Origin of the sequence: Salidesulfovibrio brasiliensis JCM 12178, from assembly GCF_001311825.1 — a bacterium.
Taxonomy (GTDB): Bacteria; Desulfobacterota; Desulfovibrionia; order Desulfovibrionales; family Desulfovibrionaceae; genus Pseudodesulfovibrio; species Pseudodesulfovibrio brasiliensis.
Window position 1 is genome coordinate 1 of sequence record NZ_BBCB01000034.1, and the last position, 18,502, is coordinate 18,502.

Sequence of the window (18,502 nt, forward strand, 5' to 3'; positions counted from 1 at the left end):
CGGCAGGCCGAGAAACTCCGCACCGTGATCCCCGCGCGAGACGTAGCCGAGCGGCTCCACAGCCGTGCCCGCGTCACGCATGGAGAGCAGGATGTCCGCACAGACCTGCGCGTGCCCGCCGCTGCCGATGATCGCTATCCGCATCCGAAAACTCCTAATCCCCGTCCGAGCCGTTTCTGCGCATGCGCTCCCACGTGCGGCGCACGCCCTCTTCAAGGGGCACCATGTCCAGGCCGCCGACAAGCTCACGCAGCATGGACGTATCCAATACGGAGTGGCGCACCCCGCATAGGCGGTTTCGTTCTTGACCACCGAGACCTCGGTTCCGGTCACGGCCCCCACGGCCTCCATGATCTCCAGCACGGTCACGCCCTGCCCTGAGCCGATATTGATCGTGATGTCCGCCGTGCCGCACTCCAGCAGCCGGGCCACCATCTCCGCGAGGTCGTCGGCAAAGATGAAGTCGCGCACCTGCTGCCCGTCGCCCCAGAGCTCGATGCCGCCGCCGCGCAGGATGCGGGCCAGCGACACGTCGACCACTCCCTGCGGCCTGACCGCCGGGTTGTCGTTGCCGTAGGGGTTTGCCAGCCGCCCGATGATGTGGCGCATGCCGCTCCTGCGGCTGTGAAACCGGATCATTTCCTCACTCAGCACCTTGCCGAGCGCGTAGGTCCTTCGGGGTTCAGGGCGTCGGTCTCGGCGTGGGGAGTGCGGTCCGGGGAGTCGCCGTACACGGTCCCGCCTGACGAGGGGTAGAAAAGCATGTCGGCCCCCTGCCGCTCCATGACGGAGAGCAGAAGTGCCAGCGACCGCAGCGTGGTGTCGCACTCGCGCACCAACGTGGACGATGACGGCACCGTGAATCCGAGGAAACAGAGCACCCGGTTGCAGCCGCGAACGGCCGATTCGAGGGCCTGCTCGTCCAGCGCGTCGCCCAGCACGTATTCCACGTCGCCGGGGATGTCGCGGGCAAAGGCCGGATATTGGCGGTCGAACAGGCGCAGGGGCACGTTGCGCCGCGCCAGCGCGCGGGCCACGGCCGTGCCGAGAAATCCGCCGCCACCGAGTATGAGGGTCTTGTCAGGCATGGGGGAAACCGCACCCCTTTACGGAAAAATCGTTCATGAACGAAAAACAGGTAACAGAACCGGAAGGATGAGGCAACGAAAGCCTTGCCATGCGGCACACGAAGGCTATTTGCGCAGCAGCGGGCGGCCATCCGGCGTAAAACAGCGGCGGAAGATCAGCCGGGTCACAAGCACCGTGCCGAGCGCGGCCGAGGCCACCAGCATGAGCATGACCACGATCTGGTAGCGGATGGAAAGCAGGGGATCGGCCCCGGCAAGAATCTGACCGGTCATCATGCCCGGCAGAAACACCAGCCCCACGCCCATCAGGGAGTTAATGGACGGAATCATCCCGGCCCGCACCGCGTCGGCCATGATGTCGCGGGCCGCTTCCATGGGTGTGGCACCAAGGCAGAGTTTCATCTCCACCACCTGCCGCCGCTCCTTGAGGTCCTTGAACATGCGTTCCAGCGAGAGCGCGATGGCGGACATGGAGTTACCCACGATCATCCCGGCCAGCGGGATGAAATACTGCGGCGTCCACCACGGGTCCGCGCCCACGATGACGGCGGTGACGAGAAAGGAGATCAACCCGTAGGAAATGAACATGGACAGAAAGACCGGCAGGGCCAACGGCACGGCCCGCTCCTTGACGCGGCCCCGGACCAGATGCGCCGCCGTGGCGGTCATGATCAGGAACAGGCCGATGACCGGCGCGGCCATGTCGAGGGCGAACACGAACTTGAGCACGTAGCCCATGGCGAAAAGCTGCGCGAACGTCCGGATGGTCCCCACCAGCAGATCCTTGCCGAGTCCGAGGCGGTACCATATCGACGCGGCCCCGGCCGCCACCACGAACAGCAGGCAGAATGCCAGTTGCCACGGCCCTATGTCGATGACCTGTGCGTTCATTCGAACTCCGCCTTCCCCTGCGCCACGCGAAGCACATGGGTGGTTTCACCGGGCGAAGCCTCGGCATGAGAGACCGCCATGACCGTCCTCCCCTCGCGGAAAAGCCGTGCGGCAACCTCGTAGACCAGCGCGGCGCTTTCGGCATCCAGCGAGGCCGTGGGTTCGTCCAGCAGCAGCACGTCCGGGACGGTCATGATGGTGCGGGCAAAGCAGACGCGCTGTGCCTGCCCTACCGAAAGCGACGAGGCGTCGTCGTCCAGCCTCACGGAATCGAGGAGCAATGAGTCGAGCATGGAGCGCATGCCTTCGTCGTCCGGCACCGGGACCTCGGCCGCCGCTTTGAAGGAGTATGGCAGCAACAGGTTGTCGCGCACCGAGCCGGAGACGAGCTGCGGCATCTGATGCACATAGGCCACGGACCGCCGAAGCGTTTCAGGCGGCATGGCCTCGTAGGGTGTTTCACGAAAATGGATGGTGCCTTCATCCGGCGCTTCAAGGCGGCAGAGAAGCTTGAGCAAAGTGGACTTGCCCGCCCCGGAAGGGCCACGCACCAGCACGTAGGAGCCTTCGGGCACGGCCAGCTCCGCCCGGTCAAGGATGGTCGCCCCGCCCGGATAGGCGAAGCGCACCCCTGCCATGCGGAGCACGTCAGGCACTGGCAGCCTCCATGCGCTTGTCCACGAACTCGAGGAACTTGGCGGCCTCGGCGTGGTCCGGGTTGATGAGCAGGGCCTGCTGCAGATGCTCGCGGCACTGCTCGGCCTCGCCCTTTTCGAAGAAGGCGCGGGCCATGTTGTAGTGCAGGTTCTCGTCCGAGTCGGTCATCTCGATGGCCCGGGTGTAGTAGTCCACGGCCTGCTCGTAGAGCTTGGACTTTCGCAGGCTTATGCCGAACTCGTTGAAAAGGTGCTTGTGTTCCGGGGAGAAGGCCGCATCGAGAGTCACGAGGCGCTTGAAGATGTCGTCGGCCTTGTTGGTGTCGCCGCGCTCCATGTAGGTCAGCCCGAGGCCGAAGTTGGCGCGCACGTTGTCTTCGTCCACATCGAGGGCCTGCTCGTACTCGAACTGGGCGCTGTAGAGCGCACCGTCCTTGCGCTGCTGCTCCGCACGCTCAAGGGTGGCGTCGAGCTCGCGCATCTTGGGAAAGACTTCCTTCTGGTAGAACTCCGGTTCCGGGTTGAAGCGTTCGAGAAAATCCTCCTTGGGCACCTTGTTCTTGGGCCCCGAGGGGATGTTGTGCTTGTTGAGCGGCTGCACCTCCACCATGCCGTCCGGCCGCTCGAGGGCGTACCAGTACATTTTGGTGATGGTCTTGCGTGTCGTGGTCCCGGTGCCGACCTTGTCTACGCTCTGGTTGGAGAAAAGGCCGGAAATCATCCGCCCTCCGCCCGAAGCTGCCGGGGTCTCGACCTGCTCGTCCTGCGTTAGCTGTTCGTCCTGCGCTACCTTTTCGTCCGCCACGGTCCGCATCCCTCTCGTCTGTTCCGGTTTTATGGGGTCTGCACAGGATATACCCTGACAGGGGCACTGTTCAACCCTGTTTGTGAAACAATTGCGTGCTTCGGGAAGCAAGGGCCGTTCGTGACTTTTTCTGCGGATTCGGGTAAACGCCGTGCAGACGGTAGAGGTATCATCGACAACCATCGGCACGCGCCGAACGCCGGAGCTTTCCGGCGGCCAAAGGAGAGGGCCCTTTCATGCAGAGCAAGATCGGCGGACGCATCAAGTCGTTCAGGGAAAAGCAGGACATGACCATCAACGATCTCGCCGAACGGACCGGTCTGGAAGCAGAATTCCTGACCGCCGTGGAGAGCGAGGACATGTACCCCTCCCTCGGCCCGCTACTGAAGATAGCCCGCGCACTCGGCGTCCGCCTCGGCACCTTCCTCGACGATCAGGTCAGCCGCGACCCCCTCATCGTCCGCCTCGACGAGCGCGAGGAAGAGCTGACCATGCACCGGCACAAGGACGTGGCCGAGTTCAAGTACTACTCCCTCGGCAAGGGCAAGAGCGACCGGCACATGGAGCCGTTCTTCATCGAGATCATGCCCGAATCCGGCTCGGACAAGCACCTCTCTTCCCATGAGGGTGAAGAGCTGATCATCGTCCACTCCGGCGAGCTTTCCGTGACCTACGGCAAGGAAGAAAGCGTCCTCAAGGCCGGCGACAGCATCTATTTCAACTCCATCGTGCCGCACAACGTCTCCGCCCACGGCGACGAAAAGGCCGAAATCTACGCAGTGCTGTACTTCCCCGAATAGCCAAGGAGCCTGACCGCATGACACGCAACGAACCGCTTCGCGAAGTGACGCTCGGCCAGATCCTTGACGAGACCGTGGCCGCATATCCCGACGAGGAGGCCGTGGTCTACGTGGACCGCGACTTCCGGCTCACGTGGAAGGAATTCGGCGATCTGGTGGACGATCTGGCCAAGGGCCTGATGGCGCTCGGCATCAAGAAGGGCGAGAAGGTGGCCGTATGGGCCAACAACGTGCCCTACTGGGTGGCCCTGCAGTTCGCCACCGCCAAGATCGGGGCCGTGCTGCTCACGGTGAACACCCACTACCGCACCCACGAGCTGGAATATCTGCTCAAGAACTCCGAGTGCGAGAACCTGTTCATCATCGGCCAGTACCGCGACCACGACTACCTCGCCACCACCTACGAGCTCATCCCCGAGCTGCGCACGCAGGAGCGCGGTCGGCTGAAGACCAACGAATTTCCGCATTTGCAGCGGGTCTTCTACCTCGGACTGGAAAAGCACCGGGGCATGTACAACATCCCGGAAGTCATCGGCATGTCCGCCGTGGTTTCCGATGTGGAGTACGCCGAACGGCAGGCATCCCTCGACCCGCACGACGTGGTCAACATGCAGTACACCTCCGGAACCACCGGGTTCCCCAAGGGCGTGCAGCTCACCCATTACAACATCGGCAACAACGGCTACTGGATCGGTGCCAACCAGCACTATTCCGCAGGGGACAGGCTCTGCCTGACCGTGCCGCTGTTCCACTGCTTCGGGTGCGTGCTCGGCGTGCTGGCCTGCGTGAACCACGGGGTGACCATGGTCATCCTCGAGGACTTCGACCCCATGCAGGTCATGATCGCCGTGGAGCAGGAAAAATGTACCAGCCTGTACGGCGTGCCCACCATGTTCATCGCCATCCTGCAGCACAAGATATTCGACAAGTTCGACTACTCCTCGCTCAGGACCGGCATCATGGCCGGATCGCCCTGCCCGGTGGAGGTCATGAAGCAGGTCATCGACCAGATGAACATGAGCGAGATCACCATCTGCTACGGCCTGACCGAAGCAAGCCCGGTCATGACCCAGACCCGCATCGGCGACTCGGTTCGCCAGATGACCGAGACCGTTGGCCCGGCCATGCCGGAGATCGAGGTCCGCGTGGTCGACCCCGAGACGGGCGAGGACTGCGCGGCCGGAACGCAGGGCGAGGTCTGCTGCCGGGGCTACAACGTCATGAAGGGCTATTACAATAACCCCAAGGCCACCGAAGAGACCATCGACAAAGACGGCTGGCTCCACTCCGGCGACCTCGGGGTCATGGACGAAGACGGCTACCTCTCCATCACCGGACGCCTCAAGGACATGATCATCCGCGGCGGGGAGAACATCTACCCGCGCGAGATCGAGGAGTTCCTGTACACCATGCCCGGCGTTCAGGACGTGCAGGTGGCGGGCGTTCCGAGCAAACGGTTCGGAGAAGAGGTGGGGGCCTTCGTGGTCCTCAAGGAAAACGTGGACATGCTGCCCGAAGACGTGCAGGACTACTGCCGCGGCAGGATAGCGCGATATAAAATTCCGAAATACGTGGTGTTCCTCAAGGAATACCCCATGACCGCCAGCGGCAAGATTCAGAAATACAAGCTGCGCGACATGGGCGGGGAACTGTTCCCGGACGCATAGATATTCCGCGGCCGCCATGCGGGCGGCCGCACCTTCAACAGGGGCCGTGCCGGGCGTTTCCGGCAAGACACAACACCAACCGCTCAAAAGGAGCGACCATGGCCGATCAACAGTACAAGGAGATAGCTCCCAGACTGGCCGGACTGCGGGACGACATGGGCTGGACCGCCGAAGAGATGGCCGAAAAGCTCGGGCGCACCGCCGAAGACGTGACGCGCTTCGAGTCCGGCGACCACGAAATCCCGGTGGGCTATATGCTCGACGTGTCCCGGCTGTGCAAGGTGGACCTGACCACCCTGATCTCCGGACGTGAGCCGCACCTCAAGTCCTACGCGCTCACCCGCAAGGGAGAAGGCTTTGCCGTGGACCGCCGTGAGGACTACGACTACAAGAGCCTCGGCTACAAGTTCGCTGGCCGCGAGATGGAACCCTTCTTCATCCGCGTGCCGCCCAAGTCCAGCGACGAGATGAACGAAGTGAGCCACAAGGGCCAGGAGTTCATCTACATCCTCGAAGGCCGCCTTGAAATCCGCATCAACGGCGAGCCGCTCATCCTCGAACCGGGCGACAGCATGTATTTCGACTCGGAATCGCCGCACGCCCTGCGCGGGCTCGACGGCAAGGATGCCGTGTTCATCGACGTGATTCTTTAGGGCAGGCCGCTAGCCGGTCCGCCCGCACCAAGCCCGATCGATTGGTACGACTGCGACCTCACTGAAAGAGTCAACCCCGAGGAATCACGGAGAGAGAACAATGAAAAAACAGGACTACGCCAGTTACGAGGACTTCTGCGCCAACTATGACCTGAAGGCCCCGGACAATTTCAACTTTTCCTACGACTTTCTGGACCCCAAGGCCGAGGCCGCCCCGAACGATGTGGCGCTCGTGCATGTGGACGACGCGGGCAACCGCACCGACCACACCTTCGGCTTCTTTGCCGAGCAGTCCAAAAGGCTCGCCGACGCCTGAGCAGGCGCGGCGTGAAAAAGGGCGACCGGGTCATGCTCATCCTCTACCGCCGCGTGGAGTACTGGACGGCCATGCTCGCCCTGCACCGCATCGGCGCGCTGCCCATCCCGTCCCCGTCGCTGTTGACCACCAAGGACATCGTCTCCCGCGTCAACTACGCCAAGATTTCCTGCGTTATCTGCGAAGATACGCTGGCCGACCGCGTGGAGGCCGCGCGCGACGAGTGCCCGGGCCTGAAGACGCTGGTGCAGCTTGACGGCGAGCCCGCCGAAGGCTGGGAATCCTACGCGTCCGTCATGGCCGACGGCGCGCCCGACTTCCCGCGCGGTCAGGACGCGCCCGGCGGGAACGACCCCATGGTCATCTTCTTCAGCTCCGGCACCACCGGCCTGCCGAAAATGGTCCTGCACCGCTTCGACTACCCGGTCAGCCACTTCACCACCGGCGCGCACTGGCACGACATCGAGCCCGGAGACCTGCACCTGACCCTGTCCGATACGGGCTGGGCCAAGTCCGTCTGGGGCAAGTTCTACGGCCAGTGGATGGCTGGCGGCGCGGTCTTTGTCTGGGACTTCCGGGGCAAGTTCGAACCCGGCCAGCTTCTGGACATCATCAGCGAGCACAAAATCACCACGTTCTGCGCCCCGCCCACGGTCTACCGCTTCCTCGTGCGTGAGGACCTCTCCGGCTGGGACCTCTCCAACCTGCGGCACTGCACCACGGCGGGCGAACTGCTGAACGAGTCCGTGTTCCTCGGCTGGAAAGAGGCCACCGGCCTGCCCATCTACGAAGGATACGGTCAGACCGAGACCACGCTCCAGATCGCCACCTTCAAATTCATGGAACCCAAGCCCGGCTCCATCGGCAAGCCCGTGCCCGGCTGGGACATCGCCCTGCTGGACGAGACCGGCGCGCCGGTCCCCAAGGGCGAGGAAGGCGAAATATGCATCCGCATCGACAAGCCGGTCCTCGGCCTGTTCGAGGGCTACATGGACGAGCCGGAAAAGACCGCGTCCGTCAAATTCGACGGCTGGTACCACACCGGCGACAAGGCATGGGAAGACGAGGACGGCTTCCTCTGGTTCATGGGCCGCACCGACGACCTCATCAAGAGCTCCGGCTACCGCATCGGGCCCTTTGAGGTGGAATCCGCGCTCATCACCCACGAGGCCGTGGTGGAGGCCGCCGTCACCGGCGTGCCCGACCCGGTCCGGGGCATGGCCGTCAAGGCCACCGTGGTGCTCGCGGCAGGATTCGAGGGCTCGGACGACCTGACCAAGAGCATTCAGGCCCACGTCAAATCCGTTACCGCACCATACAAATACCCGCGCATCGTGGAATATGTTGCTGAATTGCCCAAGACCATCTCGGGCAAGATCAAGCGCAAGGAAATCCGCGAAGCCGACATGAAGAAATACCAATAGACGGCTCGCTCCGGGGGGGCGGCACACCCGTCCCCCCCGGCAGCCGTTTGGAGAACCGCATGGCCGACAACATTCTCATCCTCGACGACGAGAAAAACTATCTGCTGATTCTCGAAAGCCTGCTCGAAGACGAGGGCTATTCCGTGACCGCGCTTTCCGACCCGGAAACCGGGCTGGCCTACCTCGAAGACTCCGAGGTGGACGTGGTGCTCACGGACATGAAGATGCCCAAGCTCACCGGGCAGGACGTGCTGGAACACGTCAAGAAACGCTACCCGCACATTCCGGTGATCATCATGACCGCCTTCGGCTCCATCGAGTCGGCGGTGGAAGCCATGCGCATCGGCGCGTTCGACTACATCACCAAGCCGTTCGCCAACGAAGAGCTGCTTTTGACGCTGTCCAAGGCCGCGTCCTACGCCCGCACGCAGCAGGAAAACGTGCGCCTGCGCCAGCAGATCAAGGAGCGGTTCGGCTCAGGGAACATCATCGCCCGGGGCCGGGGCATGCAGCAGGTGCTGGAGATGGTGCACCGCGCCGCGCCCAGCAAGAGCACGGTCCTCATTCAGGGGGAATCCGGCACAGGCAAGGAACTCATCGCCCGGGCCATCCATGAGGCCAGCCCGAGGTCGGACAAGCCGTTCGTCTCCGTCAACTGCATGGCCCTCAACCCCGGCGTGCTGGAGTCCGAACTCTTCGGCCATGAGAAAGGCTCCTTCACCGGCGCCACCTCGCTGCGCAAAGGCCGCTTCGAGCAGGCCTCCGGCGGCACGCTCTTTCTCGACGAGATCGGCGAACTGTCGCAGGACGTGCAGGTCAAGCTGCTGCGCGTGCTGCAGGAGCACCAGATCGAACGCGTGGGCGGCACCGAGACCATCGACGTGGACGTGCGCATCGTGGCCGCCACCAACAAGAATCTTCAGGATGCCGTGACAAAGGGCGAGTTCCGCGAGGACCTCTTCTACCGCCTGAACGTGGTTTCCCTGTTCCTGCCGCCGCTGCGCGAACGGCGCGAAGACATCCCCTTCCTTGCCCAGCACTTTCTGGACAAGTACTCCAAGGAGAACCAGATCGAGTTCACCGGCTTCTCCGCCTCGGCCATGGACTATCTTTCGGCCTACGAGTGGCCGGGCAACGTCCGTCAACTGGAAAACGTCATTGAACGCTGCACCGTGCTCGCACGCGGCGACGTCATCGACGCCGAAGACCTGCCGCCGGAGATCAAGGACGAGGAGTCCCAGTTCAAGAGCGCCGTGGACCTTTTGCCCGCCCGGCTGAACATTGCAGAAACCATGGACAAGATAGAGGGGGCTCTGGTACGACGCGCCCTCGTCCGGGCCGACTTCGTGCAGGTCAAGGCCGCCGAGATGCTCGGCCTGTCCAAATCCAACCTGCAATACAAACTGAAGAAATACGGTCTGGCCGGCAAGAGCAAATGATCATACTCGACAGACCTTACGTATCAAAATTCCTCAAGTGCAGCGCGTCCCGACAGAACCTCCCGGTGCTCGACACTGCGCAGGCGCGTGCGCTTGCCGGTGACGCGGACCTGCGCTTCACCCCTGCGGCGTCCTTTTTCCCCGAGGCCAAGAGCACCCGGATCTACGCCAACTCGGAGAACAGCCTTGAACTCATCATGCGCGAGCTCAAGGGCTCGCCGCTGGCGTCCATGATCGAGATCTGCAAGGACAAGCTGCTCTTTCGCGAGACCATCTCGGACATGTACCCCGAATACGGATTCGCCGAAGTGGACGCCGAAGACCTCGACGCCTTCGACCCGTCCGTGCTGCCGCTGCCCTTCATCGTCAAGCCCGCGCGCGGCTTCTTCAGCCTCGGCGTGCACCGGGTGGAGAGCGACGACGACTGGCCCGAAATCAGCGAGGCCATCCGCAACGAGACCGATCGCCTCAACGACCAGTACCCGTCCGAGGTGGTCAGCGCCGGAACCTACATCGCGGAAGAGGCCATCGGCGGCCGCGAATACGCCGTGGACGTCTACTGGGACGAGAACGGCCGCCCGGTGGTCCTGAACATTCTGCACCACCCCTTCGGCTCGGAAGACGACGTGAGCGACCGCCTCTACTACACCTCGGACGAGGTCATGCGCTCCATGCTCAAACCGGTCACGGAGTTCGCCGCCGAGCTCGGCAAGGTCTGCGGCTTCCGCGACTTCCCGGCACACGTGGAAATCCGCGTGCTCAAGTCCGGCCGGATCATCCCCATCGAGGCCAACCCGCTGCGCTTTGCGGGCTGGTGCGTGGCAGACATCACCCGCCACGCGTGGGGCTTCGACCCGTACGAATACTATTTCACCAACCGCCAGCCGGACTGGAACGACCTGCTGGAAAAACGCGCCGGGACCACCACCGCCATGACCATCGGCGACATCCCCGCCGACGTGGACCGCAAGAAGCTCGACGGGTTCGACCACGACGCCTTCGAGTCCCTCTTTGACACCGTTCTGGAACTGCGCGAAATTGATTGGGAAAAGTATCCGGTCTTCGCTTTTGTCTTCTCCCGCACGGACAACGCGAACCTGCCCCGGCTCATGAAGCTTCTGGAGGAAGACTTCCGGCACTACTTGCGGTAAACTCCGCGCCCATGCACTCCCGGGTCACAGAATACGTCCGCGCCCTGATCGAGTCCGAACGGCTCGGGCATCAGGTGGCGCACCATCGCGTTCTGCCCGGAACCGGCGCACGCTACGCGGAACCCACAAAGCCTTGGCCCACGCCCATCAGCCACGCGCTCCAGACGCTTGGCATCGAGAAACTCTACGCGCATCAGGCCGAGGCACACGACCACGTGCGGACAGGAAAGCACGTCGTTGTCGCTACGCCAACCGCCAGCGGCAAGACCCTCACCTACACCCTGCCCGTGCTCGAAGAGGTGCTGGTCGACCCCGACGCCCGCTCCATATTCCTCTTTCCGCTCAAGGCGCTGGCACAGGACCAGCTCAAGAATTTCAACGAGCTCGCCGCGCTCATGCCCGAGCATCGGCGTCCCACCGCCGCCACCTACGACGGGGACACCACCCCGCATTTTCGCAAGAAGATCAGAACCAGCCCGCCCAACGCGCTCCTGACCAACCCGGAGATGCTGCACCTGTCCGTGCTGCCGCATCACGACTCGTGGGCCGAGCTGTTGGAAAACCTCAAGTACATCGTGGTGGACGAGGTCCACACCTACCGGGGTGTGCTCGGCTCGCACATGGCCATGGTCTTCCGCCGCCTGATACGCCTGTGCCGCCACTACGGGTCCGAACCGACCTTCATCTTCTGCTCCGCCACCGTGGGCAACCCCGGCCAGCTCTGCGAGATGCTCACCGGCCTCGACGTGCACGAAATCCGCCAGTCCGGCGCGGCCTCCGGCGACCGGCACATGGTCTTCCTCAACCCCGAGGCAGGCCCTGCCCAGTCCGCCATCCAGCTCCTTCAGGCCGCCCTAGCCCGCGAGATGCGGACCATCGTCTACTGCCAGTCCCGCAAACTTACGGAACTCATCTCGCTCTGGTGCGCGGAACGCTCCGGCAAATTCCGGGAGCGCATCTCCGCCTACCGGGCGGGATTCCTGCCCGAGGAGCGCCGCGAAATCGAAAAGCGCATGGCCGACGGCGACCTGCTGGCGGTCATCTCCACCAGCGCGCTGGAACTGGGCATCGACATCGGCGGCCTCGACCTGTGCATCCTCGTGGGCTACCCCGGCACGGTCATGGCCACCCAGCAGCGCGGCGGGCGCGTGGGGCGCGCCCAACAGGAATCCGCAGTCTGCCTCGTGGCGCAGGAAGACGCCCTCGACCAATACTTCATGCGCAACCCGGACGACTTCTTTTCCCGCCCGCCCGAATCGGTCATGCTCAACCCGTTCAACCCGGCGGTCATGGACAAGCACCTCCTCTGTGCCGCCGCAGAACTGAGCCTCTACCGCAGCGACGAGTTCCTTGCCGAACAGCCAGTCATCGACCGCGTGGAGGCCATGATCGAAGAAGGCAGGCTCTTCGAGGCCGAGCCGGACGCGCCCGGCCTGCCCGCGGGCATCGTCACCGCCCGCAAACGGCCGCACCGCGAGGTGGACCTGCGCAGCTCCGGCAAGACGCTGCACATCGAGGACACCACCCGAGCCAAGGAAAAGGCCCCGGTCATCGGCACCACCGACAGCCACCGCGTCTGGCTCGACACCCACCCCGGCGCGGTCTACCTGCACCGGGGCAACACCTACGTCATTCAGGAAGTGGACGATCCGCACGGCACCGTACGCGCCATCAAGCGCAAGGTCGGCTACTACACCCGCGTGCGCCGCGAGAAATCCACGGAAATCCTCGAGGTGCTGGACCAGCGCGTGTGCTTCGGCACCCGCGTCTACCTCGGCAAGCTGCGCGTCACCGAGCAGGTCACGGGCTATGAAAAGCGCAGCGTGCGCGGCTCCAAGCTCATGGGCGTCATCCCGCTCGACGCGCCCCCGAGCGTCTTCACCACCGAGGGCGTCTGGTTCGAAATCCCCGAAAGCATCCGCCGCCGCTGCGAAGAGGACTACCTGCACTTCATGGGCGGCATCCACGCCTTCGAACACGCGGCCATCGGCATCATGCCCCTGTTGGTCATGACCGACCGCAACGACCTCGGCGGCATCTCCACGCCCTTCCACGAACAGGTGGGCGGCGCGGCCGTGTTCGTTTACGACGGCATCCCCGGCGGCGCGGGCCTGACCCGTCAGGCCTTCCACAAGGCTGACGAACTCCTTGAAACCACCCTCAAGGCCGTGCAGGACTGCCCCTGCGACCTCGGCTGCCCCTCCTGCGTGCACTCGCCAAAATGCGGCTCCGGCAACCGGCCCATCGACAAGACCGCCGCAGTCTTCACCATGAAGTCCATCCGCAAGGGCGACCCCGAAAAGGTCAAGCTCAAGGAGATCAAAGTGAACACCCTCCCCATCGAACGCCCCGCCCCCCGGCGCTTCGGCGTGCTGGACATCGAGACCCGCTTTTCCGCACAGGAAGTGGGCGGATGGAACCGCGCAGACCGCATGGGCGTGTCCATAGCCTGCCTCTGGGACCAGAAGCACGACCGCATGTACGACTTCGAGCAGCACCAGATCGCCGAACTCGTCACCCACCTCCAGAAGTTCGATCTCGTCATCGGCTACAACCACATCAAATTCGACTACTCGGTGCTGTCCGGACTGAACCCCTTCAAGTTCCGCCAGCTCCCCTCGCTGGACCTCTGCGCCGACATCCGAAACCGCCTCGGCTACGCCATCAAGCTCGACAACGCAGCACAGGCCACCCTCGACGCAGCCAAGTCGGCCGACGGCCTTCAGGCCCTCAAATGGTGGCAGGAAGGCCGCCTCGACCTCATCACCGAATACTGCCGTCAGGACGTGGCCGTGACCCGCGACCTCTACCTTTTCGGCAAGGAAAACGGGCATATATTCTTCACGAACAAGGCCGGACAGAAAGTCAAGCTGCCCGTTCAGTGGTAATGGTTTCTTCCGGCGGAGATTCCGCCACCCCTTAGCCCTCAAGAGCTGCGCCCTTGGAGGCCCCACCCGTCTTCAACGCTTTGCCCGAAAAGAGCCGGTTACAGCGTTCTGCCACTCCTGCCGGGAGAGCGTGGAACAACCCGTTTCCCGCGAAGGGGAACGGGCTTTTTTCTGTAAAGGGAAAAAACTTCCAGCCTTGGCCACACTGCATTTACCTGAAAAGAAAGGATTCTTTTTTGGCACGGTCTTTGATTGAAAAGGAGCCAAAGGAGTCCAATATGCAGAATGTTCCCATCTCCGATCAGCATAAGACCATGGCCGACAAGTGGAAGGTCGATGCTGCAAAGAACGTGAACTTTGATTCCACCGTCAACCTGTTCGACGAACTCATGAGTCGACAGGCTGAAGTGGTGTCCGAACAGCTGGAAACGGCCGAAGTCTCGTCTGACGACAAGATGGCTGAGACCGCGGCAAAGACCGTGACTCCGGAGCAGGACTCGGAAGAGCATGAGGTGGGAACCCCTGCCGAGATGGCCCCGGAAGAAGAAGCGGTTGAGACGCCTCCTGAGGAGGCCGCCAACAAGAAGATGACCGCCGAAGACGTGCGCAAGGTCGAGGATGACCTCAAGGAATACGGCTTCAGCGAAAAGGAAATCGAACGCCTTGAGGAAATGGCCGAAAGCGAAGAAGGCCTGACCTGGGGACAGTTCGTCAGTTTTATCGCCCAGAAGATGGACGGCACAAAGGGCGTTCAGCTTTCCGGCGAGCAGCTTGAAGGGCTCACGTCCTTCCTGAACAAGCTCGGCTTTGACCAGAAGGGATCTGCCAAGGTTCTTGAACTGCTCAAGCGCGGTGACAGGGACAAGGCTCTCGAAATGATAAACGAGAAGCTGAACTCCCTTGCCGACAACCAGAACATCAATCTGGACAAGAACGAGATAGAAGCGTTCGTGACCGCCATGGGTCTCACCAAGGAAGGCTCGGCCAAGATTCGCGAACTGCTCGGCAAGGCGCATCTTCCCAAGGACATGAAGGAAGCGTTTTCCGAAATCCGACAGGAACTGAAGGCCGCCGAAGACAGGAACCGCAATCTGGTCCGCGCCGTGGGCGAGGCCGTTGCAGCCGCCATGGACGATGAAGATGCCAAGAACAGCGCCGCCCGACACGTGAACGCCGCTGTGGACATGCAGCAGAAGGCGAACACCAAGGACGCCGCCCTTGGCAGGCAGGCCGATGACCTGCTGGACCGTAACGGCACGCAGGGCGGCCAGCATGGCGCGAAGCAGGCAAATGACAAGGCTGACGCGGCCATGAAGTCTTTCATGGAACAGCCCGAAAGCGAAGGCGACGACCAGAAGGCAACATGGCGCAACTTCTTTGCGCAGTTGCGCGAGGACCGCACCGGCGTGCAGACCAAGCTCGGCAACGCCGTTCGCACGGCTGCGGACCTGACCGCCAACGCCGGGCAGAGCACGGAAAAGGCCAACGCGAATGTCGCCATGGAAAAAACTGCCGCTCCCAGAATGGCCAGGCAGGTCGAAACTGCCATCCTCAAGAATCTGGGCCAAGGCACCAAGCAGCTCACCATGCAGCTCAATCCCGAGAATCTGGGCAAGCTGAACGTGATCCTGCAGACCAAGGGCGACGAAGTCCGCGCCCTCATCCGGGCCGACAACCCCGACAGCGCCCGCATGATCGCTGACCAGCTCGAATCCATCAAGGCTTCTCTTGAAAATCAAGGCCTTAAGGTTGCCAAGCTCGACGTTCAGGCTGGGCTGACCGGCAATCAGGATTCCATGAACTGGTTCGGCGACAAGGGCCACAACCTTGCCCGCGAACGCGAGGAAGCTGCCCGGATGCGCAGCCAGCTTCGCATGATGCGCGGCGAGGCCGCAGAATTGGCACAGGATGTGAATTCTCTTCATGACAAGGCAAATCTTACCCAACAGGGTTTGCACATCGTTGCATAGAGCAAGAGAGGTATTGTCATGGGATACGTAGATACAGGGTATATTCTCGGGTCGCAGGAGCGCAGGCTCGCTGAGAGCAACGCGCCCACGCACGATTCCAATATCGACCAGCAGGACTTCCTGACGATTCTGGTGGCGCAGTTGACGCACCAGGACCCTATGAATCCCATGGAAGATACCGAAATGACCGGTCAGCTCGCCGAGTTCTCGCAGCTTGAGCAGCTCACCAACATCAACAGTGGCCTGGACACCATGCTGGCAGCCCAGACCCAGAATGAAATGTACGACGCTGTCGGCTTCATCGGAAAGGACGTGAAGGCGTCCGGCTACAAGGTCAGCAAGTCCGGCAGCGAAACCGCCAAGATTTTCTATGGAGCCGGTGAAGCCGTCTCCAAGATCAAGCTGAACATCTACGATCAGGACGGCGCGATCGTCCGCACGGTGGAGATGGGCAGCAAGCAGGCCGGTTCCTACGAATATCAGTGGGACGGCAAGAACGACGCGGGTCAGGAAGTGCCCGACGGCATCTACTCCGTCGGCATGCTTGCCGAGGATACCAACGGCGAGCCGGTCATGATGCAGACCGAGATCTCGGGCAAGGTGTCCAGCGTCGTCAACGAAAACGGATCCATCTATCTGCGTCTGGAAGACAGTCGCTACATCAACTTCAACAACGTCAAGGAAGTCGTTGAACCCACGAAGTTGAGCGAAGGCGACGGGGGAGAAGGAAGCGAAGGGGATGCTTCCTCGTAAACGGCGGACGCGGATTGGACAAAGGCATAATCGGAGAACCACAGGAGGTTTACCATGGGTCTTACAGCATCGCTGTATTCAGGCATAACCGGCCTCAACGTTCACGGGGAACGGATGACCGTCATCGGCAACAACCTCGCGAACGTGAACACGACAGGCTTCAAGGCGTCCCGGATGCATTTCGAGGACCTCATGAGCCAGGACGTCTCCACGGTTGCGGGCATCGGCCAGGTCGGTCGCGGCGTTCGCGTGGCGGCAATCTATTCCGACTTCGGTCAGGGGGCCTTCGAGTCCACCTCCGAAACCACGGACATGGCAATTTCCGGTGAAGGCTTCTTCACCGTGTCGCCGAAGTCGACCGACGACAGCTTCTACACCCGCGCTGGGGCTTTCCGTTTCGACAAGGACGGCTACCTCGTGGACCCGCACGGCTACGTCGTGCAGGGCTGGGAAGTCGAGCGTTCCACGGCCTCCGTGGCCAGTGCGTCGGTGACGAACCTCGCCCAGAGCGCGACCACCCGCATCGTTGGCGTGCCCACCGACATCCGTATCGAGAATTTCCAGTCGGCCCCGCAGGTCACCACCAACGTGACCATGGTGACAAACCTCGACCCCACTGCGGGCGACAGGACCACCAACACGAGCGGCAACCCGTATTTCGCGCTCATGCAGAGCTGGAACGGCCTTGACGAGCCGCCGCTGGCGACCGGAGGGTACGGGTACAGCTCCACCATCAAGGTCTTCGACGAAGTCGGCTCGCCGCACAACGTCACCGCGTATTTCGACCAGGTCACCCTCTCCAACGCGGGCGGCGACACTGTGTGGGAATACATCGTGACCTGCAACCCGAACGAAGACGGCCGCATCCTTTCCGGCATCAACGGCAACCAGACCGAGATGGGGAACACCTCGGCCGCCGGGCTGCTCATGACCGGCACCCTGACTTTCAGGCAGGGCCAACTGGTCGGCCAGAGCGCCTTCACCCTCAAGAGTAACGGCGGCGCCAACCCCAAGAGCCTCGACGGCTGGAGCCTCGCGAACATGTCCGTGAACGGCTACCCGCTGTTCACCGGCAACTTCCTCGGGCTTTCCAATGCCAGCGCCACGGACCAGGTAGACGCCAACCCCATGGAGATGAACTTCGGCCTGCGGACCAAGGATCTCTCAAGCAATGGTGGTAACGAGTCTCTCAGCATCGGATGGGGAAGCCAACTCGGCACGCTGCCCATCTATGCCGACGATGTCTCCTCGGTTATCAGCAACACCGGCTACCTGCCGAACATGAAGAGCGTCGAGCTCTCCGCGCTGGCGACCCAAAGCTTCGACACCGGCGGTTCGTCCACCATCTTCCAGAGTCAGGACGGCTACTCCGCAGGCGTCCTGCAGAACATGACGGTATCGCGCGACGGAGTGCTCTCCGGGCGATACTCGAACGGGCAGGTGATCGAACTCTATGCGGTGACGCTGGCCACGTTCTCGAACAAGTGGGCGCTGCGCCGCGAGGGCGGCAACCTCTTCTCCCAGACGCGCGACTCCGGACCGGCGCTGACCGGTCAGGCAGGCTCCGCAGGCAAGGGAACCGTGGACGGTAACTCGCTGGAAATCTCCAACGTGGACATGGCTACCGAGTTTGTGCGCATGATCTCAACGCAGCGCGGCTTCCAGGCCAACACCAAGGTGATCACCTCCACGGACTCCATGCTCAGTGAAGTCATCGCCATGAAGCGCTAGACAAGCCCATGACAAGGACCCCGTAACCCAACGGATTCCTTCTCCGATGCCCCCCTGTTCCCCGCAGGGACGATAGAAAGGCGGCCCGTCCGGATTCCCCACCGGACGGGCCGCTTTCTCGTGTTTTCCGCATTGAGCGCGCACCGCCAGACCGGGTCGATCCGGATCCCCGCACCCGGCACGGTCCGATCTCAGGGAATTGCGGCTACTGGCAAGTGTGCTACATGGGGAGTGCGCGGCACTGCCCGGCGCATGACGCCCAACGACGGA

The 18,502-nt window shown here is 62.6% G+C and carries 13 protein-coding genes and 2 pseudogenes; 11 read left to right on the plus strand and 4 right to left on the minus strand.

The annotated features are described in order from the left end of the window. Nucleotides 1-368: 368 nt before the first annotated feature. The 4 genes and pseudogenes from JCM12178_RS20895 to JCM12178_RS09860 all read right to left on the minus strand — a co-directional run. Nucleotides 369-1,088 (minus strand): annotated as a pseudogene (locus JCM12178_RS20895) (NAD-dependent epimerase/dehydratase family protein); the annotation flags it as partial. A gap of 105 nt (nucleotides 1,089-1,193) precedes the next feature. Further along, entirely contained in the window at nucleotides 1,194-1,979 is a 786-nt protein-coding gene (locus JCM12178_RS09850) for an ABC transporter permease (protein WP_054650956.1), read from the minus strand. After that, nucleotides 1,976-2,635: an ABC transporter ATP-binding protein gene (locus JCM12178_RS09855; protein WP_245628708.1), complete on the minus strand. Its 660-nt coding sequence runs from the start codon at nucleotides 2,633-2,635 to the stop codon at nucleotides 1,976-1,978. Before JCM12178_RS09855 ends, JCM12178_RS09850 begins: the two co-directional genes overlap by 4 nt. Continuing rightward, nucleotides 2,628-3,440, minus strand: coding sequence for a tetratricopeptide repeat protein (locus tag JCM12178_RS09860; protein ID WP_439646703.1), 813 nt, complete (start codon nucleotides 3,438-3,440; stop codon nucleotides 2,628-2,630). Before JCM12178_RS09860 ends, JCM12178_RS09855 begins: the two co-directional genes overlap by 8 nt. A gap of 236 nt (nucleotides 3,441-3,676) precedes the next feature. On the opposite strand from JCM12178_RS09860, the gene JCM12178_RS09865 reads away from it, so the two are divergent. From JCM12178_RS09865 to JCM12178_RS09910, 11 genes and pseudogenes are all read left to right on the plus strand, one after another. Next, nucleotides 3,677-4,240: a helix-turn-helix domain-containing protein gene (locus JCM12178_RS09865; RefSeq protein WP_054650960.1), complete on the plus strand. Its 564-nt coding sequence runs from the start codon at nucleotides 3,677-3,679 to the stop codon at nucleotides 4,238-4,240. Nucleotides 4,241-4,257: 17 nt separating this feature from the next. Continuing rightward, the gene (locus JCM12178_RS09870) at nucleotides 4,258-5,907 is read left to right on the plus strand and encodes an AMP-binding protein (protein ID WP_054650962.1); all 1,650 of its coding nucleotides are present in this window, start codon (nucleotides 4,258-4,260) and stop codon (nucleotides 5,905-5,907) included. 98 nt (nucleotides 5,908-6,005) lie between these two features. Continuing rightward, nucleotides 6,006-6,560 (plus strand): helix-turn-helix domain-containing protein, encoded by a 555-nt coding sequence (locus JCM12178_RS09875; protein WP_054650964.1) that lies wholly within the window; start codon nucleotides 6,006-6,008, stop codon nucleotides 6,558-6,560. A gap of 100 nt (nucleotides 6,561-6,660) precedes the next feature. Next, nucleotides 6,661-8,300: pseudogene (locus JCM12178_RS09880) on the plus strand (AMP-binding protein). Nucleotides 8,301-8,359: 59 nt separating this feature from the next. Further along, entirely contained in the window at nucleotides 8,360-9,739 is a 1,380-nt protein-coding gene (locus tag JCM12178_RS09885; RefSeq protein WP_054650966.1) for a sigma-54-dependent transcriptional regulator, read from the plus strand. Next, nucleotides 9,736-10,890 (plus strand): ATP-grasp domain-containing protein, encoded by a 1,155-nt coding sequence (locus JCM12178_RS09890; protein ID WP_054650968.1) that lies wholly within the window; start codon nucleotides 9,736-9,738, stop codon nucleotides 10,888-10,890. Before JCM12178_RS09885 ends, JCM12178_RS09890 begins: the two co-directional genes overlap by 4 nt. 11 nt (nucleotides 10,891-10,901) lie before the next feature. After that, on the plus strand, nucleotides 10,902-13,778 hold the full coding sequence (locus tag JCM12178_RS09895) for a DEAD/DEAH box helicase (protein WP_054650970.1): 2,877 nt from the start codon (nucleotides 10,902-10,904) through the stop codon (nucleotides 13,776-13,778). Nucleotides 13,779-13,908: 130 nt separating this feature from the next. Next, the gene (locus JCM12178_RS20490; protein ID WP_284690213.1) at nucleotides 13,909-14,034 is read left to right on the plus strand and encodes a hypothetical protein; all 126 of its coding nucleotides are present in this window, start codon (nucleotides 13,909-13,911) and stop codon (nucleotides 14,032-14,034) included. Between the two features lie 22 nt (nucleotides 14,035-14,056). Further along, a complete protein-coding gene (locus JCM12178_RS09900) occupies nucleotides 14,057-15,748 on the plus strand; it encodes a flagellar hook-length control protein FliK (RefSeq protein WP_054650972.1) in 1,692 nt (563 codons plus the stop codon). 18 nt (nucleotides 15,749-15,766) lie between these two features. After that, nucleotides 15,767-16,501, plus strand: a complete 735-nt coding sequence (locus JCM12178_RS09905) for a flagellar hook assembly protein FlgD (protein ID WP_054650974.1) — start codon at nucleotides 15,767-15,769, stop codon at nucleotides 16,499-16,501. Between the two features lie 54 nt (nucleotides 16,502-16,555). Continuing rightward, nucleotides 16,556-18,232, plus strand: a complete 1,677-nt coding sequence (locus tag JCM12178_RS09910) for a flagellar hook protein FlgE (protein WP_054650976.1) — start codon at nucleotides 16,556-16,558, stop codon at nucleotides 18,230-18,232. The last annotated feature ends 270 nt before the right edge of the window (nucleotides 18,233-18,502 follow it).